A 22934-nucleotide genomic window follows, 5' to 3' on the forward strand; every position below is an offset into this window, starting at 1 on the left:
ATTTGGGTATTTAAGATTATACGCCGTCAAACAAGCAGGCTTGCAGAAAGCTTCCTGCAAGCCTGCTTGCTGTTTTCAGACGGCCTTTATTTCAATTGGTCGGCTTTAAACTGCACCGACTCTCTGTTGGCGGCATCTTTGGGCAACTGCGCCAGAACCTGCTCGTAAACCTGCAAGGCTTCTTTGTTTTTGCCTTGCGCCAGATAAACGTCGCCTTTGGTTTCCAGCAGCAGCGGCTCGAAGGCGGGGGCGACTTTGGTGTTTAAGGCGGCCAGCGCTTCTTCGTATTTGTTTTGCTGCAAACGCACAACCGCCAAGCGTTGGGCGGCCATCGCCTGCACAACCGGGTCCGGCTGGTTTTTCAGCACCCAGTTCAAATGGTTGGCGGCGGTATCGTAGCTGCCTTTGTCGAACTCGGTGCCCGCCACCATAAACGTGGCCTGCGCGGCGGCAATCGTGCCGCTGTAATTCTGCTGGAGATTCTGCAAATCGGCGTTTACCGCTTTGGCATCGGCGTTGCTTTGCGCTTTTTCAACCAGCTGCGTCAGCACGCCGGCGGCTTCCTGGTCTTTTTTAACCTGATGGCTTTGATAAAGCACATAGCCCAAATAGCCGATTGCGGCGGCTACCAGCGCGGCAAACAGCCAGCGGCCCCAGCTTTTCCAGAAATATTTGAAATTTTCGAGTTCTTCCTGCTCTTGAATGTGTGCAGCCATTTAAGCATTCTTCCATTGTTGTAGGGTGGAGGTTAACAGGGCGGCGTCGAGGGTGGTTTGGCCGTGGGTGCCCTGCAAGTCTTTAAGGGTAACGGTGCCGTCTGAAAGCTCGTTCTGCGCCACAATCAGGGCGAAACGCGCGCCGCTGGCATCGGCTTTTTTCATCTGCGCTTTCAGGCTTTGGCTGCCGGCGTGCTGTAACACGTCGAATCCGGCGGCACGCAGGGTTTGGGCGTGTTTCATCGCCTGCAAAGCGGCGCCTTCGCCTTGGTGCATGGCGTAAACGTCGGGCGCGGCCTGATACGCCAGCGAGCCGTAGTCGCGCACCAGCAGCAGCAGGCGTTCCACGCCCATGGCAAAGCCGATGGACGGCGCGGGTTTGCCGCCCAGCTCTTCAATCAGGCCGTCGTAGCGGCCGCCGCCGCAAACGGTGGCCTGCGCGCCGAGTTTGTCGGTTGTCCATTCGAACACGGTTTGGTTATAGTAGTCCAAACCGCGCACCAGGCGGGGGTTTTCCACATAGGCAATACCCAAGCCGTCGAGCATGGCTTTGAAGCCGGCATAGTGCGTGCGCGAGGCTTCGCCCAAATATTCGGTTAAATGCGGGGCTTTGTTGCAGATTTCCTGCAAATCGGGATTTTTGCTGTCGAGCACGCGCAGGGGGTTGGTGTGCAGGCGGCGCTTGCTGTCTTCGTCGAGCTTGTCTTGGTGGCTGCCCAGATAAGCCACCAGCGCGGCGCGGTGGGCGGCACGCTCTTCGCGGTTGCCCAAGCTGTTGATTTCTAAAACCAGATGGTCGCGTATGCCCAATTCGTTCCATAAGTCGGCCGACATGGCGACGATTTCTGCGTCGATATCGGGGCCTTCAAAGCCCAAGGCTTCCGCGCCCACTTGGTGGAACTGGCGGTAACGCCCTTTCTGCGGGCGTTCGCGGCGGAACATCGGCCCCATGTACCATAATTTCTGCGGGCCGTTATACAGCAGGTTATGCTCCACCACCGCGCGCAGGCAGGATGCCGTGCCTTCGGGGCGCAGGCTCAGGCTGAGCGAATCGTTGGAATCGGCAAAGGTATACATTTCTTTGCCGACCACATCGGTTTCTTCGCCGATGGAGCGCACGAACAGGCCGGTCTGCTCCACAATGGGGGTGCGGATTTGGTTGTAGCCGTAGCTGCGTGCCCAGCGGGTAACGGTGTCTTCAAACGCCTGCCAGAAAGCGGCGGTAAGTTTGAAATCTTTCTGCTCCACCGGCAGCAAATCGTTCATGCCTTTAACGGCTTGGATTTTTTGTCCCATAGTTTTCTGATTTTCACATTCTTTTTTCAGACGGCCTGTTATTCGATGCCGCTGTTGATAAACTGACGCAGCATACTGGTGGTCAATCCGGCAAACTGTTTGTATTTTTCGGATTGGCCGATGCTTTCTTTATCGAGGTCGACAGAAACCAACACGCCGCTTTTGTTGCCGTAAAGCATGGTGTTTTCAACTTCCCAAGCCTGCTTTTTACCTGAAGCGGCCGGTGAAACAAAGGCCTGTATCATCTCGCCCGAGGGCAGGTTCTGCAAAATCAGGCTTTTTTTAACGTTGTCGAGCAGATCCGCGCCCACAAACTGAAACGGATTCACGGCCATATCGCTCACGCCCTGATAGGTGTAGATAAACACTTTGTGTTCCGCTTTCGGGTTGTTGAGCAGATAAAGCTGTAACAGCAATTCGCGTAAATCGGGTGCCATTTTCCACCTCGCTGGTTTGGATATTGAGGCCGTCTGAAAACATAACGGCAGGTTTTATACCGGGCTGATGGGAATCACCCGGCTTTCGTTGCGTTTTTTGCCGCCTTCGCCATAATTGGTTTCTACGTATTCCTGCACAATAGCCAAAAATTCGGCGGCCATATTGTCGCCTTTGAGCGTTACTTTGCGCTCGCCGTCCACATACACGGGGGCGACGGGCGTTTCACCCGTGCCGGGCAGGCTGATACCGATGTCGGCCAGTTTGCTCTCGCCCGGGCCGTTAACCACGCAGCCCATCACGGCAACGTTCAACGATTCCACGCCGGGGTATTGGCTGCGCCAAACCGTCATTCTGTCGCGCAGATATTGCTGGATATCGCGCGCCAGCTCTTGAAACACCGTGCTGGTGGTGCGGCCGCAGCCCGGGCAGGCGGTAACCATGGGCGTAAACGAGCGCAAACCCATGGTTTGCAGAATTTCCTGCGCCACCACCACTTCCTGCGTGCGCGGGCTGCCCGGCTCGGGGGTGAGCGAAATGCGGATGGTGTCGCCTATGCCTTCCTGCAACAAAACGGCCAATGCGGCGGTTGAAGCCACAATGCCCTTACTGCCCATGCCTGCTTCGGTTAAACCCAAGTGCAGCGGGTAAGCGCAGCGTGCGCCCAAATCGCGGTAAACCTGAATCAAATCCTGCACGGCGCTAACCTTGCACGACAGGATAATTTTGTTTTCGGGCAATCCCAAATCCACCGCTTTTTGGGCGGATTCCAACGCCGACACAATCAGCGCCTCTTTCATTACCTCTTCGGGCGGCTTAGGTGTTGCCGAAGCCAAATTGGCATCCATCATGCGTTTGGCGAGGCTTTGGTCGAGCGAACCCCAGTTCACGCCGATGCGTACGGCTTTATCGTGTTCAGCGGCGGTGCGGATCATATAGGCGAATTTTTCGTCGCCTTTCGCGCCTTTGCCCACATTACCGGGGTTGATACGGTATTTCGACAATGCGCGGGCGCAGTCGGGAAACTCTTGCAGCAGGCGTTCGCCGTTGAAGTGAAAATCCCCCACCAGCGGCGTGTTGCAGCCCATGTCGTCCAGGCGGCTTCTGATTTCCGCCACTTTGGCGGCGGCTTCGGGGCTGTTTACGGTAATCCGCACCATCTCCGAGCCGGCATCGCTCAATTCTTTAACCTGCTGCGCCGTGCCCGCCGCATCGGCGGTATCGGTGTTGGTCATCGACTGCACCACAACAGGCGCATCGGAACCTACGGTTAAATGGTCGATGCGGACTTGATGAGTTTGGCGGCGGTTGGGGGTTGGGTTGCTCATTGCTGGCCTACGGTGAAAGATGAAGTGGTTTTGCCGGTTAAGTGTTGGCGCACGTTGATTTCCCGGCCGCCGTAATTGGCGGTGGCGCCGAGCGAATAGCCGATCCAAACTTCATACGGCGCGCCGCCCCTGAAGCGGTGCTCGCTGCCGGCGGGCACGATGCGGTTGATGACAAAGGCGCCGTTTTTGTCTTTGATAACCAAATTGGAGCGGTATAACACCTTAACCGCCAATTCGTCGGCGGCAACCGGCACCACACCGGAAGCAGCGCTGGCGGCAACCACAGGTTCCGAAGCCATTGCCTGAGCCGGAACTGCCGCCGGAGCGGAAGCAGCGGGAACAGCCGACGCCGCTGCATCACTGCCCATCGCCACCACCGAAATATTGTCGGCCTGAAGATTGCCGGCCGCCGAGCCTGCCGGTTCGGGGCGCTCCATATTGTCGCTCTGCTTGGCGTATTCTTGGTTGGACTTACTCTGCCACACATAAATACCGCCGCCGATAACCACCGCCGTCAGCACGCCCAAAATCCAAGTGGGAAACGATTTTTTCACTTCGGTTTGCTGGTAATTCAGGGCTTGGCTGCCGCTACGGTCGACCGCATACAGGTTATTGCGGTTCTGCGGCATGATGCGGTCTAAAAATGCGGCGACTTCGTTATCGTCCAAATCCAGAAAACGGCCGTAGGTGCGTAAAAAACCGCGCACGAACACCAGCTCGGGCATACCTTCGTAGTTGCCGCTTTCCAAACCTTCGATTTGGCGGGCCGACAGTTTCAGGCGTTCGGCCACTTCGCCGATCGAATAACCTTTCTGCTCGCGTGCCTGACGCAGTTTCAAACCCAACTCGGCCGCAGCACCGTTGGAAGCGTGTTGTTCTGATTGCTGGTTATCGGTCATTACAAACGTCCTGTTGTAATTGTTTGCAGTTCATCGGAATAGGGGTAGTTGGCACGCAGCTGCGCCTCGTATTCGTAGGCCGCCTGCGTGTTGCCCAAGGCATTATACAGGCGCCAGCCCAAAAGCAGGTCGTCGGCGCCCAACACATCGACCTTGCTTTGATATTGCCGGAAATAATAATCGGCGTCGCTTAAATTGCCGGCCAGCATTTTGGTGCGCGCCATTTCTTTCAAAACGGGATAAAACTGCGGCGCAGCAGCCAAAGCGCGCTCGAAATAGGCTTCCGCCAGAGCATACTGGCCCGTTTTGGTGCTGCATATACCTTTGTTGAGGTTGGCAACGTGCGGGTTGGGATAAGTGGGATCGGCCAGTGCCTTGTCGAAATAAGGCATCGCGTCACCCGGGCGGTTTTGCGTGCTGCATAAAAACCAACCGTAGTTGTTGTTGATTTCCGCGCTGTTGGGTTTGATCGACAGGGCTTTTTGGAAGCTTTCCTGGGCTTTGTCGTTAACTTTCAGATATTGGTAGATTTGGGCGCGGATCAGCCAAGCGTTTTCGTTTTTCGGGTTTTCCTTCAAGGCTTCGTCGATGCTGTTAACCGCTTGGCGGTAATCTTTTCCGCGCAGATATTCCACGGCAAGCTGCGTTTTGATATTGGATATCTGCTCGGCGCGTTCGCGCGCGCTCGGCTTCGACGCACCGCCTGCACAGGCGCCCAATGCCAGAGCCGTTATGATGATTCCCGCTGTTGTTTTGATGTTCATACTACCCCCTTCGGTTGCATGGTAATCTGCTGCCATTTTTCCTGGCGGCGCGTTTTATCTTTCACTTGGCCGGCGAGCTGGCCGCAGGCGGCGTCGATATCGTCGCCGCGGGTTTTGCGCACGGTAACCACAAAACCTGCCTGTTGCAGGATATCGCGGAACACGCGGATGTTTTCGTTGCTCGAACGCTCGTAACCCGAATTCGGAAACGGGTTGAACGGTATCAGGTTGAATTTGCACGGCACATCGCGTACCAGTTCGATTAACTCCCTTGCGTGCTGCGCTTTGTCGTTAATGCCGTCGAGCATCACGTATTCAAAAGTAACGAAATCGCGCGGGGCTTTTTCGAGATAACGGCGGCAGGCCGCCATCAGTTCGCTGAGCGGATATTTTTTATTCAGGGGCACGATTTCGTTGCGCACGGCATCGTTGGAGGCGTGCAGCGACACGGCCAGCGCCACCGGCATTACGTCGCGCAGCCTGTCCATCTGCGGCACCATGCCGGAAGTGGACACCGTTACCCTGCGGCGCGACAGGCCGTAGCCGTGGTCGTCGAGCATAATGCCTAAGGCGGTTACCACGTTATCGAAATTGGCCAGCGGTTCGCCCATGCCCATCATCACCACATTGGAAACAACCCGCTCGTTTTTCGGGGTAACGCCCATGGCTTTGTTTGCCCACCAAAGCTGGCCGATGATTTCGGCGGCACTCAGGTTGCGGTTGAAGCCCTGCCTGCCGGTGGAGCAGAACGTACATTCCAGCGCGCAGCCCACTTGCGACGAAATGCACAGGGTGCCGCGCTCGGCCTCGGGAATAAACACGGTTTCCACACCGTTGCCGGTTCCCACGTCGAGCAGCCATTTGCGGGTGCCGTCTGAAGATTCTTGCGCGGCCATCAAAGCGGGCACGGCCACTTCGGCCTGCTCTTGCAATTTGGCGCGCAGGGATTTGGCCAGGTCGGTCATCTCGTCGAAACCGGCGGCGCCGGCCTGATGTATCCAGCGCATCACCTGTTTGGCGCGGAAAGGCTTTTCGCCCATTTGCGCGAAATGTTCGGTGAGTCCGTTTAAATCGAAATTCAGCAGATTGGTTTTCATGTTCGTTACAAGCTTTTAAATGAAAGCTTTATCATGGGTTTGCAGCAAGCGTTGCAAAAGCTGCCATTTAAAAGCTAAAAACCTTCAGGCCGTCTGAAAGGATTCAGACAGCCCGAAGAGTTGCACGGCCGCTTAGCGGGCGCAGATTTCGCTTTCGCTGAAGAAATAGGCGATTTCTTTAGCGGCGTTTTCCAGGCTGTCGGAACCGTGTACGGCGTTGGCATCGATAGATTCGGCAAAGTCGGCGCGGATGGTGCCGACGGCGGCTTCTTTCGGGTTGGTCGCACCCATCAATTCGCGGTTTTTGGCCACGGCGTTTTCGCCTTCGAGCACTTGGATCATAACGGGGCCGCTGGTCATGAAGGCAACCAGGTCGGCAAAAAACGGGCGCTCTTTATGCACGGCGTAGAAATCTTGGGCTTCTTTGGTGCTCAGGTGTTTCATTTTGGCGGCGATGATGCGCAGGCCGTTGTTTTCAAAACGGCTGTAGATTTGGCCGATAACATCTTTGGCAACTGCATCGGGTTTGATGATGGAAATGGTACGTTCAATAGCCATGAAAAATTCCTTTAATTAATGAAGTTTCCCAACAGGCAAAAAACACCTGCTTTTCTTTATTCTTGATTTAAACAAAAATCGGGGCGCATATTTTATCAAACTCTGCCAATATTTTGTTAAATATCGGCATTTTTTTTGCCGAACGTTAAATGTGGCAGCGCCAGATATTCTTCCGACTGCATTTCCACCATACGGCTGACGGTACGCACGAATTCGTGGGCGAAGTCGCCTTCCACATAGATTTCTTCGGCGGGAACTTTGCTGGTGGCGCAAAATTTAACGCGGAAGTCGTATAACACGTCTATCAGCCAGGTGAGGCGGCGGGCTTCTGCTTTTTCAGCTTCGCTCAGTTTTTCGATGCCCGACACAAACACCATTTCGTAGCGTTCGGCCAGATAAAGGTAATCGGCCTGCGAGCGGGGGCCGAAGCACAGGGCGCGGAAGTCGAACCAGACGGCTTTGTCGTCGTGCGCGTTACACATCAATTCGCGCCCGTGTATGGTAATCGGGCGGGGATTTTTGGCTTTCCCGTGCGCCACTTGTGCAAACAGCGAGGCGAGTTTGCCTTCGTTTTCTTCGCTGTCGGGCACATAAAATACCTCGGCGGGTTTCAAGGTGCGCAGGCGGTAGTCTTCGCCGCCGTCCACATTCAATACCGTGAGCTTGCTTTCGATTAGCGCGATGGTGGGCAGAAAGCTGCTGCGGTTCTGCCCTTGCGGGTAGAGTTCCGAAGGCGCGTAGTTTGAAGTGGCCACCAGCACCACGCCGCCTTCAAACAGGTTTTCCAACAAACGGCCCAAAATCATGGCGTCGGCAATATCGCTGACGTGAAATTCGTCGAAACACAGCACGCGGGTTTCTTTGGCGATTTCCGCCGCCACCGCTTTGAGCGGGTTGGCTTCGCTTTTCAGGGCTTTCATACGCTGGTGCACTTCGGCCATGAAGGCGTGGAAGTGTACGCGGCGTTTGCGGCGGTAAGGCAGGCAGCCGTAAAACACGTCCATCAGAAAACTCTTGCCGCGCCCTACCCCGCCGTAAAAATACAGCCCTTTGGGCAGTTGCGGCGAACGCAGGCTGCGGCCCAGAAAACGGTTGCGCTTGCGTTTGAACATCATTAATTCCGTCCACAGCCGGTCGAGATATTCGATGGCTTTGGCTTGGGCGGCGTCGCGGATAAATGCGGGCTGCTCCGAGGCGGCCTGATACCAGGTAAGCGGACTGTGGTTGCTGAAATCTGGCGGAACAAAACGGTTTTCTTTATTATTCATCTATTAACGTTTAAGCAAATTCAGTATGGCGCATTATAAATGATTTCAGACGGCCTCCAAGTGTTTATTAAAACAGAGGCCGTCTGAAAACGGTTGGGGCGGGCAATCACGCCGTTATTTAGTGTGCCTGGTGGCCGATTTGGAACGTGAGCGTGGTGTAGCTGGCTTGTTTCTGGCAGGTTTTCTGGTCGGGGAAATCGACTTTATGCTCGACATTGGCTTTCCAAAAGCCTTGGCGCAGCGGGATAATATCTACGCTGCCGTCGTCGCCGGTTTTATCGTAAAACGCCTGCGCTTCCACTTTGTGGTTTTTGCTGCGGTCGCTGGTATCGAAGCCGTCGAAAGTGGCGGTAACAACGGCACCGGGCAGCGGCTCGCCGTTAAACAGCACGCGCACTTTGAAACGCTCGCCCACATGCACATTGGCGGGGTTGTCGAGCGGCACGATTTCCAAACCCTGGCCTACCGGGCGGGTGATGACTTTGGTGCCGGCGCTTTCATGGCCGACGTTGACAATGTTTTTGCCGTACATACGGGTTTGCTCGCAATACTCGGCATCGGGCATTTCTTTAATGCTGGCCTGCTTCCAGCCGGCTTTGTTTTTCGACCAGAAAGTGGGCCGGTATTCGGCGGTAACCAAATAGCTGCCTTCTTTCACGGGCTTTTTGCTTTGGTATTGATAGTTATACTGCCCTTTCTGCACCAAATCTTCTTTGCCCTTTTCGGTAACAAGCTGCATGGGTTTACTAAAAATGTGCAGGCGGTCTTTGGCAATCGGCTCCATATCGGGAAACTCGCCGTAGCCAAGCTCGGCTTTAAGGATTTCGCCGCCGTGGGTGTGGGCGCTTTCCACCCAAACGCGGTGGGCGTGGGCTGCGGTTGAACAAAGTAAAGCGGCCAAAGTAAACAAAGCTGTTTTTTTCATGATTTTCTCACTTGGTTGAAAACAATTTTAATTTATTATTGTTATAATATAACATTTATTATTAAAAATAAACTAGGGCCGTCTGAAATGTTTCGGGCGGTATCGACAAATTTTACCAAGGCCTATGATTCCGCCTTACTTTCTTTAATAACATAACAGAGAATGATTATGCCCGAATCAAAAACAAAGCACCTTACTTTTGCCGACATCGCCGTTTTAGCCCTCATCTTTTTCGGCACTGCCGCTTATTCTTCCTCAATAGGATACTTTGAATTGCTGCAGGAAAACCGGGTGATGCCCGAAAACCTCTCAATCAACGATTTGGCCAGCTGGCAAACCACCGCCATGCAGGCGGTTTTATTGGTTATAGCTTGGCTGTATCTGCGTTGGCGCAGGTTTGATTTCAGCGTACTGAATTTCAAGGTAAACCGCTACACACTGCCGTTAACCCTACTTTTGATACTCGGTGCCGGGCTTTTCACCGACCTATACCAGTATCTGCAAGCCTTCATCGCGCCCCAGCACTATCCCGAAGCGGAACAGAATTATTACCAAAGAGTGCACTATACCCCCCAACTGATCATAACTTCGCTGTTTAACGGCTTTTTCGAAGAAATCTTCTTTATGGGGTTGGTATTTGCCGTCAAACCGCAAACCCTTCCCAAGGCCGTTGTATTCAGCCTGTTCGTGCGCTTTATATTCCATACTTATCAGGGCTTGGCAGGCGCACTGACCATCACCACCTTAGGAGTGTCATTCTGGCTGTTCCGCCGAAAAATCCCGATGTTGGTCCCGTTCTTCCTGGCACATGGTGCATTCGACATTTTCGGATTAAGCGTGCTGGGATTTTTGTTTTGGGGAGATAATTGAACGGATTAACAGGCCGTCTGAAAAACTGCTTTCAGACGGCCTTATTTTGATAATTCTTCATACTGCCGGCAGGTTTCCCATATCCCTGGAGAACCCGGCTTGCAGTTAATTCTTCATCGACTGCACGGGCGCGGGAATGCGGCCGCCGCGGTTCACAAACACTTCGCACGAGCCTTCTTTCACGGGCATAATTGGTGCGTAGCCGAGCAAGCCGCCGAATTCCACCGATTCGCCCACGCCTTTGCCGGTTACGGGAATGATGCGCACGGCGGTGGTTTTGCTGTTGATCATGCCGATGGCGGCTTCGTCGGCGATGATGCCGCTGATGGTGTGGGCAGGGGTATCGCCCGGCACGGCAATCATGTCCAAACCCACGGAACAAACGGCAGTCATGGCTTCGAGTTTGTCGAGCGTCAGCACGCCCGCTTCGGCGGCGGCAATCATGCCTTCGTCTTCCGAAACGGGGATAAACGCGCCGCTCAAGCCGCCCACCGCGCTGGAAGCCATCATGCCGCCTTTTTTCACCGCGTCATTCAGCAAGGCCAAAGCCGCCGTGGTGCCGTGCGTGCCGCACACGCTCAAGCCCATTTCTTCGAGAATGCGCGCCACCGAATCGCCGACTGCGGGTGTGGGCGCGAGCGACAAATCGAGAATGCCGAACGGGATATTCAGGCGTTTGGCGGCTTCGTGGCCGATTAACTCGCCTACGCGGGTGATTTTAAAGGCGGTTTTCTTCACCACTTCGGCCACTTCGGTTAGGGTGCGCGCGTTGGAATTTTCCAGCGCGGCCTTTACCACGCCGGGGCCGGACACCCCCACATTGATCACCGCATCGGCCTCGCCCGAACCGTGGAACGCCCCCGCCATAAAGGGGTTGTCTTCCACCGCGTTGCAGAACACCACGATTTTGGCGCAGCCGAAGCCTTCGGGCGTGATTTCGGCGGTTTCTTTGATGATTTCGCCCGCCAGGCGCACCGCATCCATATTAATGCCCGCACGGGTGCTGCCGATATTGATGGAGCTGCACACGATGTCGGTGGTTTTCATGGCTTCGGGAATCGAGCGGATAAGGGTTTCATCGGCGGGCGACATACCTTTCTGCACCAGCGCGGAAAAGCCGCCGATAAACGATACGCCGATGGCTTTCGCGGCGCGGTCGAGGGTTTGCGCCACGCTCACATACGAATCGGCTTTGGTGGCGGCGGCGATTTGGGCGATGGGCGTTACCGAAATGCGCTGGTTCACAATCGGCACGCCGTATTTGGCCGAAAGATAGGCGGCCGTCTGAACCAAATCTTTGCCGGTGCGGGTGATTTTGTTGTAGATGTTGCGGTTGAGTTCGTCGATATTACTGCTGATGCAGTCGTGCAGGTCGATGCCGATGGTAATGGTGCGCACGTCGAAATTCTGGTCGGCCACCATGCGCACGGTTTCGAGAATTTCGTTGGACTGTATGCTTTTGCTCATGATTCAGCCCCTTTAAATGCGGTGCATGGCATTGAAGATTTCTTCGTTCTGCATGCGGATGTCCAACGCCAGCCTTTTGCCCTCTTCGGCAAACAAATCCAGCATCTCTTGGCGCGATTTCGGGCATTCGGCGGTATCCACCAGAATAATCATGGTGAAAAAATCATCCATCAGCTGCTGGCTGATGTTGAGGATGTTGAGCTTGTGTTCGGCAAGGATTTTGGATACGTCGTAAACGATGCCGACGCGGTCTTTGCCGATAACGGTAATCACTGAATTGCTCATGTTGCGTTTCCTTAGCGTTGAGTTTGAGGTTTGAAACGGGTTTCAGACGGCCTGCGGTGAAGAAACAGGCCGTCTGAAAAAATAAACCGTATTGTATAGAAAAAGGGGCATGCTGCCACACCTCCGCCGGTTTTCATCTGCGGCTGCCTGCGGGTTGTTTGCGATAGCGCAAACGGAACGCCTGAAACAAGAAGCCGTCTGAAAGATTTTTCAGACGGCCTTTATATATCGGGAACAGCGTTATGAAAACAGGCGTTTCGACAATGTGCCGCCCGGCTCGATGCCCACTTTCTGCATTTCTTCCTGACGCGCCAGCACATAGCTGCGCACGTCTTTGAGCCATTGGGTGGAAAGCTCTTCGAGTTTGTCGTTCACCAAATCCAAGCCCAGCGTGCTGGAAAGTTTCACCGCCAAATCCATAAAGCGGTTGAACTGTTTTTCGCCTGCGGGCACGTGGGTGATGTCGAACAGCATGCTGAAGCCGCGGTAGGCTTGGTTGGCAAGCAGGCTGGAAGTGAAAGGCGAATTGTCGAGCGTGATGATGCTGAACAGCGGCTCGCCCTGCTCGTTGGGCAGGTGGAAAGCGCCGTCCACGCCCAGCTCGAAACCGAGGTTTTCCACGGCGGCGCGCAGCTCGGTGCCGCTGACGGTGCCGCGCGAAACGAGGTGCATAGCGATGGTTTGGTCGACGCGGGCGCACAATTCGTCGAGCGGGCGGGCAACGTTCAAGAATGTTTCCACATCGGTGAGCAGCAGGCCGCCGTTCATTTTTTCGGCAAACTGGTTCACCTGGTCGCCGAAGTTTTCAAGCTCCTGCACGGTGGCCAGGCCGCTGCGGCTGATGGCTTGCAGGCCGATAACGAAACCCTGGTAGTAAACGCTGGGAATCGGCTCGGCGATTTGGAAGCGGTCGTCCATGGTGCAGCCGGCGATTTGGAAGCGGTGGCGGCTGGAAAGGCGGGGAATCGAATGCAGCTCCTGCGCTTCGTGCAGCGAGATATAGGCCATATAGTCGAAACGGTGGTCGAACCACGGCAGCTCGAGCTTGGTGAGGTCGTTCAAATCCAGCAGCAGTTTGCGTTTGCCTTGCAGCTTGGTTTGCGAAAACACCGGCGCGGCCATTTTTTTGAAATCGAAAGCGGCATCGGCGGGTTTGACTTCGGGTTGGATAACGGTTTCGGTGAAATCGTCTTCCATTTCAAACTCCACGTCGGGCTTGCCCGCAGCCGCTTCGGAAACTTTGGCGGCAAACAAATCGTCTTTGGCGGGCAGGGTTTCCTGCTGCTCGGAAATATCTTTCCGGCGCAAGGGGCGGATGGGCGCGCCGGCCTGGTCTTGCGATTGGCCGTCGCGCACAAAATCGGTTTTGCTGCCCATCAGGGCATCTTTATCGGAATGGCCGAACTGCTCGCGCACCTGCTGGCGGTATTTGTTTTCTTGATACATATTGTAGGCAATCACGCCCAAAATAACAGCGAGCACGAGCACGACGATAATCAGTGTGGTTTCACTCATATGTAATAATCCGTTAATCCGTGGGGGTTTGGTTTAATGCGGCGATTATAACGAAAATCGCCTGCTCTGGCAGCATCTTTCAGTGCACGATTGCGATGCCGCCCTCCTTCGCCCGCTCCCAATCGAAAAAGTGTCCGGGGTCGCTTTTGCGGCCCGGGGCGATGTGCTGGTGGCCGGTAACCGCCTCTATCGGGTAGCGTGCCGCCAGCGCGCGCAAAAGGGTGTTTAATGATTGATACTGTGCATCGGTAAAAGGTTCAAAATCGCAGCCTTCCAATTCGATGCCTATTGAAAACGCGTTGCACTTTTCGCGCCCGCGAAACGATGAAACGCCGGCGTGGTAGGCAACATCGTCGCACGAAACGAACTGCACGGTTTCGCCCGCGCGGCTTATAAAGAAATGGCTGGACACGCGCAATTCGTGTATCACGCTAAAAAACGGGTGCTCTGCGGGGTTGATGCGGTTGGTAAACAGCTTCTCCACCGCGCCCGTGCCGTATTCGAACGGGGGCAGCGAAATATTGTGCAGCACCACCAGCGAAACGGTTTCGCCGTTTTCCCTGGGGGCAAAGTTGGGGGAATCGGTGCGCCGCGCGGGCAGCCACCAGCCCTGTTGCCAATTGTTCATAAATGTTCTTTGAAATGTTTTTACGCTTTTTTCAGACGGCCTTTCATACTTTTAACGCCGCCGCTAAACTGCGGCGCTGCAAAAAATGCCGTTTTCGCTTTATACTGCCGCCTGAACCGACACACATGAATCCTACCATGCTGAAAAAATTGTTGAAATGGCTTTCGGCCGCTTTTATTTTGCTCGCCGCCGTTTGGGCCGGCCTGTTGTTTACGCCGAAAAACAACGAAAAAACCTATCGCCTGAAAGTGGAAAAAAACCAGGGCATCTCCTCGGTGAGCCGCAAGCTTGCCAATGACAACGTGGTTTACAGCCGCCATGCGCTGCTGGCCGCCGCTTATGTGTTGGGCGTGCACAACCGCCTGCACACCGGCTCCTACCGCCTGCCCAAACAGGTTTCCGCCTGGCAGATTCTGCAACGCCTGCGCGGCGGCCGCCCCGATTCGGTAACGGTGCGTATCGTGGAAGGCATGCGTTTTTCGCAGATGCGCCGCATCATCAACGAAACCGACGACATCGAACACGCCACACGCGGCTGGAGCAATGAAAAACTGCTGCAGGAAATCGCCCCCGACGCGCCGAGCAGCAACCCCGAAGGGCTGTTTTTCCCCGACAGCTACGAAATCGACGCAGGCAGCAGCGATATCCAGATTTACAAAACCGCCTACCAAACCATGCAGCGCAACCTGCAAGCCGCGTGGGACGAGCGCCAAAGCGGCCTTCCCTATCAAAACCCCTATGAAATGCTGATTATGGCCAGCATCATCGAAAAAGAAACCGCCCACGAAAACGACCGCCGCCACGTTTCCGCCGTATTTACCAACCGCCTTGCCATCGGCATGCGCCTGCAAACCGACCCCAGCGTGATTTACGGCATGGGCGATGCCTATAAAGGCCGCATCCGCAAAGCCGACTTGCAGCGCGACACCCCCTACAACACCTACACCCGCGCGGGCCTCACCCCCACGCCGATTGCGCTGCCCGGCAAAGCCGCGCTCGAAGCCGCCGCCCATCCTTCCGCCGAAAAATACCTGTATTTCGTTTCGAGAATGGACGGCACGGGTTTGAGCCAGTTCAGCCACACGCTCGACGAACACAACGCCGCCGTGCGCAAATATATTCTGAAAAGATAAGGCATCTTGCCGCAAAGGCCGTCTGAAACACTTTGGTTTTGCCTTGCAAAACGTTTCAGACGGCCTTTAACGCGATTTCTTTTATAATGCCGCCCTATATTTCATCATTCCGCAAAGCGAACACCATGCAGGCACAATTCATCACGCTCGACGGCATCGACGGCGCGGGCAAATCCACCAATCTCACCGTTATCCGCAACTGGTTTGAAACCCGCAACCTGCCGGTTTTATTTACCCGCGAGCCGGGCGGCACGCCGGTGGGCGAGGCTTTGCGCGAAATCCTGCTCAACCCCGCCACCCAAGCCGGCTTGCGCACCGAAACGCTGATGATGTTCGCCGCCCGCTGCCAGCACATCGAAAGCGTTATCGCCCCCGCGCTCTCCGGCGGCGTGAACGTGGTGTCCGACCGCTTTACCGACGCCACCTTCGCCTACCAAGGCGGCGGCCGCGGCGTGCCGCTTGCCGACATTGCCGCGCTTGAAAACTGGGTTCAGGGCGGCCTGCGCCCCGATCTGACCATCCTGCTCGACGTGCCGCTGGAAGTTTCTATGGAACGCATCAGCCGCAACCGCGAAAAAGACCGCTTCGAGCAGGAAGAAGCCGCCTTCTTCACCCGCGTGCGCGATGTTTACCTCAGCCGCGCCGCCGCCGCGCCCGAGCGCTACGCGGTTATCGACAGCAACCGCGAGCGCGAAGCCGTACGGCAGTCTATCGAATCCGCATTAAACCAACATTTCGGGTTCTGACTGAATCTTGATTGGATATCGAAAGGCCGTCTGAAAATTTTGAACTGTCCCCCAATACTTGGACAAGTTAAGAATCTTTATCAAACAGCCTTTTCAAGCTGGGTTCTGTAGCCGACAGGACTCAGCTTTTTCAAGTTTAAACTAATCCGTTCATGATTGTAGTAATGTATGTAATCATCTATTACCTCTGTCAGCTCCGCCACCGACAGCGCACCTTCCTGATAGAAACTCTCCGTTTTCAGTGTACCGAAAAAACTCTCCATCGGCGCATTGTCCCAACAATTGCCTTTGCGCGACATACTTTGCACAATCCCTTTCTCAGCCAATTTCGTTCGATAAGCCTCGGTGCGGTAAAGCACACCCTGGTCGGAATGCAGCAGCGGCGTTTGGCCTTTCAGACGGCCGAATGCTTGGTCCAACATTTGCGCCACCATTTTACTGTTTGCTCTGCGGCCTAAAGAATAGGCCACAATCTCCCGATTAAACACATCCAATATCGGCGATAAGTACAGCTTCCCGTCTGTGCATTTGAACTCCGTCACATCGGTCAGCCATTTGTCTGCCGGTTTGCCGGCGGTAAACTCTCGATTGAGAATATTGTCCGAAGCCTCTCCCACTGTTTGCGGACGGTAGGTTTTTTTACTGCGGACTTTGGCTTTCAGTCCCAACAAACCCATAATGCGCTGTACTTTCTTTTTGTTCCACGACAATACGGCGGCAATCCGCCGGTGGCCGTAACGGCCTTTGTGTCGGCGGTAGACTTCGCTCACTGCGGTTTTGGCCGCCGTATCGGGATCGGTTTTGCCGGTGTGGTAGTAGAAACTGCTTTTGGGAATGCCGGCACTGTGCAGCAGGTATTTCAGCGGGTGCTTTGCCCTCAGCGTTTGGACGGTTTCGCAGCTTTGGCGGCGGCCGCTTCCTTTTCGTTGAGGGTTTTCATGTGCTTTAGGTAGTCGTTCTCCGCCCTCATGTATCGCAATTCTTCAATCAGTTCGGCCTGTGTTTTTTCGTGGTCGGGTTTGTCGGCGGTAAACGGGTTTTTGCGTTTGGTCTTCATGGGGTTAGCCTGCGGGTGCCGGAGTGCGGCGATGCCGCCTTGCCGATAGGCGGCTATCCAACGGCGCAGGTGGGTGCGTGAGACGTTGAAGTGCTCTGCAGTGCGCTGTTGGCTGTGCACCTGGTGGTAATGGAGTACGGCTCGGTATTTGAAGTGTAGGTTATATTTGGACATAAGAAAACTGCACCTTTTAAAGTTGAAGGGGGTGTCCAACTTTTGGGGTGCAGTTCACAGTTTTCAGACGGCCTTTAACATTACCCTGCCCGCTTGACCTTCACCATACGTTAAGGTTTATAGTTAAACCCACACCCCACTTTTCACGGAGAACATCATGGAAACCATCACCCTCAACATCGGCGGCATGACCTGCGGCGGCTGCGTCCGCAGCGTTACCAAAGTTTTGGAAAATCTAAACGGCGTGGAAAAAGCCGAAGTGAGTTTGGAAAACGCCAATGCCGTGATTACTTACGATGCCGGCACAATCCGAACCGCCGCCCTAATCGAAGCGGTGGAAGACGCAGGCTTCGATGCCTCGTTGCAACAGGCCGTCTGAAACGCCCGCAGCAGAAAGAAAAACCATGCAGCAGAAAGCCCGTTTCCAAATCGGCGGCATGACCTGCCAAGCCTGCGCCAGCCGCATCGAAAAAGTGTTGAACAAAAAAGATTTCGTTGAAGCGGCTTCGGTGAACTTCGCCAGCGAAGAAGCGCAGGTGGTGTTCGACGGCAGCCGCACCAACGCCGCCGCGCTGGCCGAAATCATCGCCAAAGCAGGCTTTGAAGCGGTGGAAAAAACCGATGCCGCCGCCACTATGCCGTCTGAAAACCATACCGGCTGGCGTTTGTGGCTGCTGTTGGCCGTCAACGTGCCGTTTCTCATCGGCATGGCGGGCATGATGGCAGGCCGGCACGACTGGATGATGCCCGTTATGTGGCAGTTTGCGCTGGCCAGCGTGGTGCAGCTTTGGCTGGCCGTTCCGTTTTACAAAAGCGCATGGGCGAGCATCAAAGGCGGGCTGGCGAATATGGACGTGCTGGTTACCGTCGGCACGGCAGCGATTTACCTTTATTCAACCTATATGATGTTTGCCCACCGCGCGATGGGCCACGACGGCATGGCGCACGTTTATTTCGAAGCGGGCGTGATGGTGGTCGGCTTTGTGAGCCTGGGCAAATTTCTCGAGCACCGCGCGAAAAAATCCAGCCTCAACAGCCTCGGTCTGCTGCTGAAACTCACGCCGCGCCAAGTGAATATGGAACGCGGCGGCCGGTGGCAGAGCCTGCCGCTCAACCAAGTGCAGATCGGCGACCTGATCCGCGCCAGCCACGGCGAGCGCATCGCGGCAGACGGCATCGTCGAGAGCGGCAGCGGCTGGGCCGACGAGAGCCATTTGACCGGCGAATCGCAGCCCGAAGCAAAAACCGCCGGCAGCAAAGTGCTGGCCGGCGCCATGATCACCGACGGCAGCATCGTTTACCGCGCCCGCCAGCTCGGCAGCCAAACCCTGCTCGGCGACATGATGGCCGCCCTTTCCGAAGCGCAGGGCAGCAAAGCGCCGATTGCGCGGGTGGCCGACAAAGCGGCGGCGGTGTTCGTGCCCGCCGTGGTCGGCATCGCCGCGCTCACTTTTGTTTCGACATGGCTGGTAAAAGGCGTTTGGGACGTTGCGCTGATGAACGCCGTGGCGGTGCTGGTGATTGCCTGCCCGTGCGCGCTCGGCTTGGCCACGCCCGCCGCGATTATGGTCGGCATGGGCAAGGCGGTGCGGCACGGCATCTGGTTTAAAGACGCCGCCGCGATGGAAGCCGCCGCCCGCGTGAATGCGGTGGTGCTCGATAAAACCGGCACCCTCACCGAAGGCAAACCCGAAGTGGCGGCGGTATATCTGAGGCCGTCTGAACACACCGACGAAAACGAACTCTACCGCCTTGCCGCCGCCGTCGAGCAAAACGCCGCCCACCCGCTCGCACGCGCCATCGTTCAAACGGCCTTGGCACGCGGTATTGCCCTGCCCGAAGCCCGCAATGTGCAAACCGAAGCCGGCGCGGGCGTGAAAGCCGATATCGGCGGCATCGGCGAAGTGAAAGTGGGCAAACCCGCCTATTGCGGCCTCGCGCTGCCCGAAAACCTTGATTCCGTGTGGCAAATCGCCAGCATCGTCGCCGTGTCGGCAAACGGCCGCGCCCTCGGCGCCTTCGCGCTGGCCGACCGCCTCAAAGCCGACAGCAAACAAGCGATAGGCCGTCTGAAAGCACACGGCATCGAAGTGTATATGATGAGCGGCGACAATCAGGGCGTGGCCGGCTACATCGCCGCGCAACTGGGCATAGACCGCGCTTTCGGCAACATGAGTCCGCGCGACAAAGCCGCCGAAGTGCAGAAGCTGAAAGCCGCAGGCAAAACCGTGGCGATGGCCGGCGACGGCATCAACGACGCCCCCGCACTCGCCGCCGCCGACGTCAGCTTCGCCATGAAGGGCGGAGCCGACGTGGCCGAACACACCGCCTCGGCCACCCTGATGCAGCACTCGGTCGACCAAATGGTCGATGCCCTGCTGATTTCGCGCGCCACCCTGAAAAACATCAAACAAAACCTGTTTTTCGCCTTTTTCTACAACACACTCGGCATCCCGCTGGCCGCCTTGGGCTTTCTCAGCCCGGTGATTGCCGGCGCGGCGATGGCCTTAAGCTCGATTTCGGTGCTCGGCAATGCTTTGCGGCTGAAACGGGTGAAGATTGAGTGATATATGCTCAGGCCGTCTGAACACACCTTTCAGACGGCCTAAACACAATAAAATCAACCATATCAATCAAAAAATAAACAAATTCTAAAACAGCTATAAAAAATCTTATTTTAACTACGGAAAATCTTAGCTATAATCCCGCACACTATCCCATCACCGTTTCAGACGGCCCCAACCGAGGAACACCCATGCTGCTGGCGCTTTCATTACGCGACTTCGTGATTGTAGAAAAACTCAACCTCAACTTCCAAACCGGCTTCACCGTGCTCACCGGCGAAACCGGTGCGGGCAAATCCATCACGCTCGATGCGCTCGGCTTATTGTTGGGCGACAAAGCCGACTTCGGCCAAGTGCGCACCGGCGCCCAAGAAGCCCAACTTTCCGCCCTGTTCGACATCGGCGGCCTGCCCGCATTGCAGGCGCAACTGTATGAGCAGGGTTTGCTGGAAGAAGGCGGCGAAGAGCTGAGCATACGCCGCATCATCGACGCCAAAGGCAAAAGCCGCAGCTTCATCAACAACCAGGCCGCCACGCTGGCGCAATTGAAAGCAATCGGCAGCCAACTCATCGATATCCACGGCCAAAACGCACACCATTCGCTCAACCAAGAATCCGCCCAGCGGCAATTGCTCGATGCCTTCGCCGGCGCCCAAGAGCAGGCCGACTCGGTAAAAAAGCTTTACCAAAACTGGAGCGACGCCCGCAAAGCCCTGCACGAAGCGCAAAACCACGCCGAAAACATCGCCATCGAACGCGAACGGGTGGAATGGCAGTATAACGAACTGAACCAGCTCGATTTGCGCCACGGAGAATGGGAAAGCCTCAACCAAAGCCACCACAGCCTCGCCCACGCCGCCGAGCTGTTGCAGGCCGCCGAACAGGTTTCGGAACACATCGACGGCGACAACGGTATGCAGCGCCAACTCTACCAATGCCAAAAACTCTTGGGCAGCCTGCAAAACATCGAACCGCGCTTTGCCGAAAGCCTAGAAATGCTTGCCGCCGTCGAAGCCGAATTGGGCGAAATCGGCGCCAATATGCGCGACGTAGCCAACCGCGTCGAAATTAACCCCAACGAATTGGCCGAACAAGAACGGCGCATGGGCGAGCTGATGGGTATGGCGCGCAAATACCGTGTCGAACCCGAAGAGCTGCCCGCCAAACTCGAAGAGCTGAACCGCACCCTGCAAAGCCTGCACGAAGCCGCCGACATCGCCGCCCTCGAAGCCGCCGTTGCGCGCACCGAAGCCGAATACACCGCAGCCGCGCAGAAATTGTCGGCCATGCGTCGTGAGGCCGCCGCCAAACTGGCCGCCGAAACCACCGGAAATATGCAGCATTTATCGATGAAAGGCGCAACCTTCCACATCGAACTGCCGCCCTGCCCGCCTGCGCCGCACGGTTTGGAACAAGTGCAGTACCAAGTGGCCGCCAACAAAGGCAGCCCCCTGCGCCCGCTCAACAAAGTGGCCTCGGGCGGCGAGCTTGCCCGCATCAGTCTTTCCATCCAAGTGGTTACCAGCCGGTACACCCAAGTGCCGACGCTGATTTTCGACGAGGTGGACACCGGCATCGGCGGCGGCGTGGCCGAAACCGTAGGCCGCGCCCTGCGCGCACTAGGCAAACGGCACCAAGTGCTGGCCGTTACCCACCTGCCGCAAGTGGCCGCCTGCGGCGAAAACCACTGGCAGGTGCACAAACACAGCGAAGGCGGGCAAACCGTTAGCGAAATCAAAGTATTGGACAACAGCGGCCGCATCGAAGAAATCGCCCGTATGCTCGGCGGCGAAGTCATCACCGACACCACCCGCAAACACGCCGAAGAAATGCTGGCTCTGGCGGCGGAATAACCGGCACCGGATACGGCAGGCAGACCAATCAAACACCTTGCGAAATTCGCTTTAATCCTGAAAATATTTGTGCCTGAGACCTTTGCAAGAATACCTTAAGGCCGTCTGAAAACCCATGTTTCAGACGGCCTGAATTTTTATCCCGCATTTTAGCAACTGTGTTGCCGACTCGTCAGTCAGCAACATCAAACACGGTTAATCAAGGGCGTGTAGTCAGAAAGTATTGCGGGGGGATTTTGGGTGAAAATCAACAAGCAAAAAATCCGCCATTTCCGCCCGCATCCCCATGCAAGCCATGTTTGCCTATTTGCCTATTTGCCGGTTTGCACCGCAGAAACCTTGATTTCCACTTTCCATTCCGGTTTGGCCAATTTCGCCTGCACGCAGGCGCGGGCGGGGGCGTGGCCGGGGGCAACCCAAGCGTCCCAAGCTTCGTTCATCGCGTCATAGTCAGCCAAATCGGGCAGGAAAATAGTGGCTTCCAGAATATGTTCCTTGTCGGAACCGCATTGCGCCAGCCAGCCGTCGATCTGCGCCAGCACATCGCGGGTTTGCTCGGTTACGCCCACATCGGTGCGCTCGGGCACCATGCCAGCCAGAAAAACGAAACCGTTGGCCACGGTGGCTTCCGACAAGCGCGCTGTTTGGCCGAAATATTGCACAGTCATTTTGCTTCCTTTGCAGAGTGTGTTGAAAAAGCGTATGGTAGCACAGGCGGCAGCAACTCTTTCTCTGCCCGCACGGTTTCGCGCCCGATATGGCAAAATATTCCACCACAACCGCTACTTTTCATTTCAGACGGCCCGTTATGAGCAAAACCGACTACCCCGTTACCCCTGCCGTGCGTTTTCTGCGCGCGCACCAAACAGATTTCATCCCGCAGCTTTACCCCTACGAAGAACACGGCGGCACCGCGCATTCGGCCGCCTGTTTGGACGTGCCCGAACATCAGGTTATCAAAACCATCGTGCTGCAAAACGAGCAAAAGCAGGGGCTGATTGTGCTGATGCACGGCGACAAACAGATTTCCACCCGCAATCTGGCGCGGCAATTAGGCATGAAACACATCGAACCGGCCGACCCGAAACAGGCCAACAAATGGACGGGCTATCTGGTGGGCGGCACCAGCCCTTTCGGCACAAAAACCGCGCTGCCCGTGTATGTGGAGCGCAGCATTTGGGATTTGGAAACGATTTATATCAACGGCGGCAAACGCGGTTTTTTGGTAGCGGTGCCGAGCGCCGCCCTGAAAACGCTGAATCCGCAAAGCGTGGATGTGGCGGTTTGAGCCTGCTCCAAACTTCATACCGGAATCCGTAATATTGCCGGAATACGTTGCAAAAACATCAGGCCGTC

The 22934-nt window shown here is 55.8% G+C and carries 24 protein-coding genes; 7 read left to right on the forward strand and 17 right to left on the reverse strand.

The window, feature by feature from the left end; translation table 11 throughout:
• Nucleotides 1-86: 86 nt before the first annotated feature.
• From H3L92_RS07980 to H3L92_RS08025, 10 genes are all read right to left on the reverse strand, one after another.
• Complete coding sequence (locus H3L92_RS07980; RefSeq protein ID WP_085367009.1) at nucleotides 87-716, reverse strand: YfgM family protein; 630 nt, start codon at nucleotides 714-716, stop codon at nucleotides 87-89.
• A complete protein-coding gene (gene hisS, locus H3L92_RS07985; protein ID WP_085367008.1) occupies nucleotides 717-2012 on the reverse strand; it encodes a histidine--tRNA ligase in 1296 nt (431 codons plus the stop codon).
• A gap of 38 nt (nucleotides 2013-2050) precedes the next feature.
• Nucleotides 2051-2449 carry a hypothetical protein gene (locus H3L92_RS07990; RefSeq protein ID WP_085367007.1) on the reverse strand — a complete coding sequence of 133 codons (399 nt, stop codon included), beginning with the start codon at nucleotides 2447-2449 and terminating at the stop codon, nucleotides 2051-2053.
• 54 nt (nucleotides 2450-2503) lie between these two features.
• A complete protein-coding gene (gene ispG, locus H3L92_RS07995) occupies nucleotides 2504-3775 on the reverse strand; it encodes a flavodoxin-dependent (E)-4-hydroxy-3-methylbut-2-enyl-diphosphate synthase (protein ID WP_085367006.1) in 1272 nt (423 codons plus the stop codon).
• Nucleotides 3772-4674, reverse strand: coding sequence for a helix-turn-helix domain-containing protein (locus tag H3L92_RS08000; RefSeq protein ID WP_085367005.1), 903 nt, complete (start codon nucleotides 4672-4674; stop codon nucleotides 3772-3774). Before H3L92_RS08000 ends, ispG begins: the two co-directional genes overlap by 4 nt.
• Nucleotides 4674-5438 carry a type IV pilus biogenesis/stability protein PilW gene (gene pilW, locus H3L92_RS08005; RefSeq protein ID WP_085367004.1) on the reverse strand — a complete coding sequence of 255 codons (765 nt, stop codon included), beginning with the start codon at nucleotides 5436-5438 and terminating at the stop codon, nucleotides 4674-4676. Before pilW ends, H3L92_RS08000 begins: the two co-directional genes overlap by 1 nt.
• A complete protein-coding gene (rlmN, locus tag H3L92_RS08010) occupies nucleotides 5435-6535 on the reverse strand; it encodes a dual-specificity RNA methyltransferase RlmN (RefSeq protein ID WP_085367003.1) in 1101 nt (366 codons plus the stop codon). The genes pilW and rlmN overlap by 4 nt, the downstream gene beginning before the upstream one ends.
• Before the next feature lie 132 nt (nucleotides 6536-6667).
• The gene (gene ndk, locus H3L92_RS08015; protein ID WP_085367002.1) at nucleotides 6668-7093 is read right to left on the reverse strand and encodes a nucleoside-diphosphate kinase; all 426 of its coding nucleotides are present in this window, start codon (nucleotides 7091-7093) and stop codon (nucleotides 6668-6670) included.
• A gap of 116 nt (nucleotides 7094-7209) precedes the next feature.
• Nucleotides 7210-8361 carry a cell division protein ZapE gene (zapE, locus tag H3L92_RS08020; protein ID WP_085367001.1) on the reverse strand — a complete coding sequence of 384 codons (1152 nt, stop codon included), beginning with the start codon at nucleotides 8359-8361 and terminating at the stop codon, nucleotides 7210-7212.
• Between the two features lie 118 nt (nucleotides 8362-8479).
• Nucleotides 8480-9286, reverse strand: a complete 807-nt coding sequence (locus H3L92_RS08025) for a DUF4198 domain-containing protein (protein WP_085367000.1) — start codon at nucleotides 9284-9286, stop codon at nucleotides 8480-8482.
• A 168-nt stretch (nucleotides 9287-9454) separates the two neighbouring features.
• Between H3L92_RS08025 and H3L92_RS08030 the strand changes: the two genes are divergently transcribed.
• The gene (locus tag H3L92_RS08030) at nucleotides 9455-10156 is read left to right on the forward strand and encodes a CPBP family intramembrane glutamic endopeptidase (protein ID WP_158088180.1); all 702 of its coding nucleotides are present in this window, start codon (nucleotides 9455-9457) and stop codon (nucleotides 10154-10156) included.
• Between the two features lie 105 nt (nucleotides 10157-10261).
• Here H3L92_RS08030 and H3L92_RS08035 read toward each other — a convergent pair whose 3' ends face one another.
• The 4 genes from H3L92_RS08035 to ampD form a co-directional block, all read right to left on the reverse strand.
• A complete protein-coding gene (locus H3L92_RS08035; protein WP_085366998.1) occupies nucleotides 10262-11623 on the reverse strand; it encodes a PFL family protein in 1362 nt (453 codons plus the stop codon).
• 12 nt (nucleotides 11624-11635) lie between these two features.
• Complete coding sequence (locus tag H3L92_RS08040) at nucleotides 11636-11908, reverse strand: ACT domain-containing protein (RefSeq protein ID WP_085366997.1); 273 nt, start codon at nucleotides 11906-11908, stop codon at nucleotides 11636-11638.
• A gap of 240 nt (nucleotides 11909-12148) precedes the next feature.
• Nucleotides 12149-13423 carry a cell division protein ZipA C-terminal FtsZ-binding domain-containing protein gene (locus H3L92_RS08045; protein WP_085366996.1) on the reverse strand — a complete coding sequence of 425 codons (1275 nt, stop codon included), beginning with the start codon at nucleotides 13421-13423 and terminating at the stop codon, nucleotides 12149-12151.
• Nucleotides 13424-13502: 79 nt separating this feature from the next.
• Nucleotides 13503-14051: a 1,6-anhydro-N-acetylmuramyl-L-alanine amidase AmpD gene (ampD, locus tag H3L92_RS08050; RefSeq protein WP_085366995.1), complete on the reverse strand. Its 549-nt coding sequence runs from the start codon at nucleotides 14049-14051 to the stop codon at nucleotides 13503-13505.
• Nucleotides 14052-14188: 137 nt separating this feature from the next.
• On the opposite strand from ampD, the gene mltG reads away from it, so the two are divergent.
• Complete coding sequence (mltG, locus tag H3L92_RS08055; RefSeq protein WP_085367012.1) at nucleotides 14189-15184, forward strand: endolytic transglycosylase MltG; 996 nt, start codon at nucleotides 14189-14191, stop codon at nucleotides 15182-15184.
• 125 nt (nucleotides 15185-15309) lie between these two features.
• Nucleotides 15310-15930, forward strand: a complete 621-nt coding sequence (tmk, locus tag H3L92_RS08060; protein ID WP_085367011.1) for a dTMP kinase — start codon at nucleotides 15310-15312, stop codon at nucleotides 15928-15930.
• An 80-nt stretch (nucleotides 15931-16010) separates the two neighbouring features.
• Here the strand turns inward: tmk and H3L92_RS08065 are convergent, their stop codons facing one another.
• Both H3L92_RS08065 and H3L92_RS08070 read right to left on the reverse strand, forming a co-directional pair.
• The gene (locus tag H3L92_RS08065) at nucleotides 16011-16910 is read right to left on the reverse strand and encodes an IS3 family transposase (RefSeq protein WP_115336201.1); all 900 of its coding nucleotides are present in this window, start codon (nucleotides 16908-16910) and stop codon (nucleotides 16011-16013) included.
• The gene (locus tag H3L92_RS08070; protein ID WP_115336199.1) at nucleotides 16808-17161 is read right to left on the reverse strand and encodes a helix-turn-helix domain-containing protein; all 354 of its coding nucleotides are present in this window, start codon (nucleotides 17159-17161) and stop codon (nucleotides 16808-16810) included. Before H3L92_RS08070 ends, H3L92_RS08065 begins: the two co-directional genes overlap by 103 nt.
• A 157-nt stretch (nucleotides 17162-17318) precedes the next feature.
• Between H3L92_RS08070 and H3L92_RS08075 the strand changes: the two genes are divergently transcribed.
• From H3L92_RS08075 to recN, 3 genes are all read left to right on the forward strand, one after another.
• Nucleotides 17319-17540: a heavy-metal-associated domain-containing protein gene (locus tag H3L92_RS08075; protein ID WP_085366965.1), complete on the forward strand. Its 222-nt coding sequence runs from the start codon at nucleotides 17319-17321 to the stop codon at nucleotides 17538-17540.
• Nucleotides 17541-17565: 25 nt separating this feature from the next.
• Nucleotides 17566-19728, forward strand: coding sequence for a heavy metal translocating P-type ATPase (locus H3L92_RS08080; protein WP_085366966.1), 2163 nt, complete (start codon nucleotides 17566-17568; stop codon nucleotides 19726-19728).
• A gap of 188 nt (nucleotides 19729-19916) precedes the next feature.
• Nucleotides 19917-21578, forward strand: a complete 1662-nt coding sequence (gene recN, locus H3L92_RS08085) for a DNA repair protein RecN (RefSeq protein ID WP_085366967.1) — start codon at nucleotides 19917-19919, stop codon at nucleotides 21576-21578.
• A gap of 311 nt (nucleotides 21579-21889) precedes the next feature.
• Here the strand turns inward: recN and H3L92_RS08090 are convergent, their stop codons facing one another.
• The gene (locus H3L92_RS08090) at nucleotides 21890-22246 is read right to left on the reverse strand and encodes a RidA family protein (protein ID WP_085366968.1); all 357 of its coding nucleotides are present in this window, start codon (nucleotides 22244-22246) and stop codon (nucleotides 21890-21892) included.
• A 140-nt stretch (nucleotides 22247-22386) separates the two neighbouring features.
• On the opposite strand from H3L92_RS08090, the gene H3L92_RS08095 reads away from it, so the two are divergent.
• On the forward strand, nucleotides 22387-22866 hold the full coding sequence (locus H3L92_RS08095; RefSeq protein WP_085366969.1) for an aminoacyl-tRNA deacylase: 480 nt from the start codon (nucleotides 22387-22389) through the stop codon (nucleotides 22864-22866).
• Nucleotides 22867-22934 lie beyond the last annotated feature (68 nt).

It is taken from the genome of Neisseria dentiae (assembly GCF_014055005.1).
Lineage (GTDB): Bacteria > Pseudomonadota > Gammaproteobacteria > Burkholderiales > Neisseriaceae > Neisseria > Neisseria dentiae.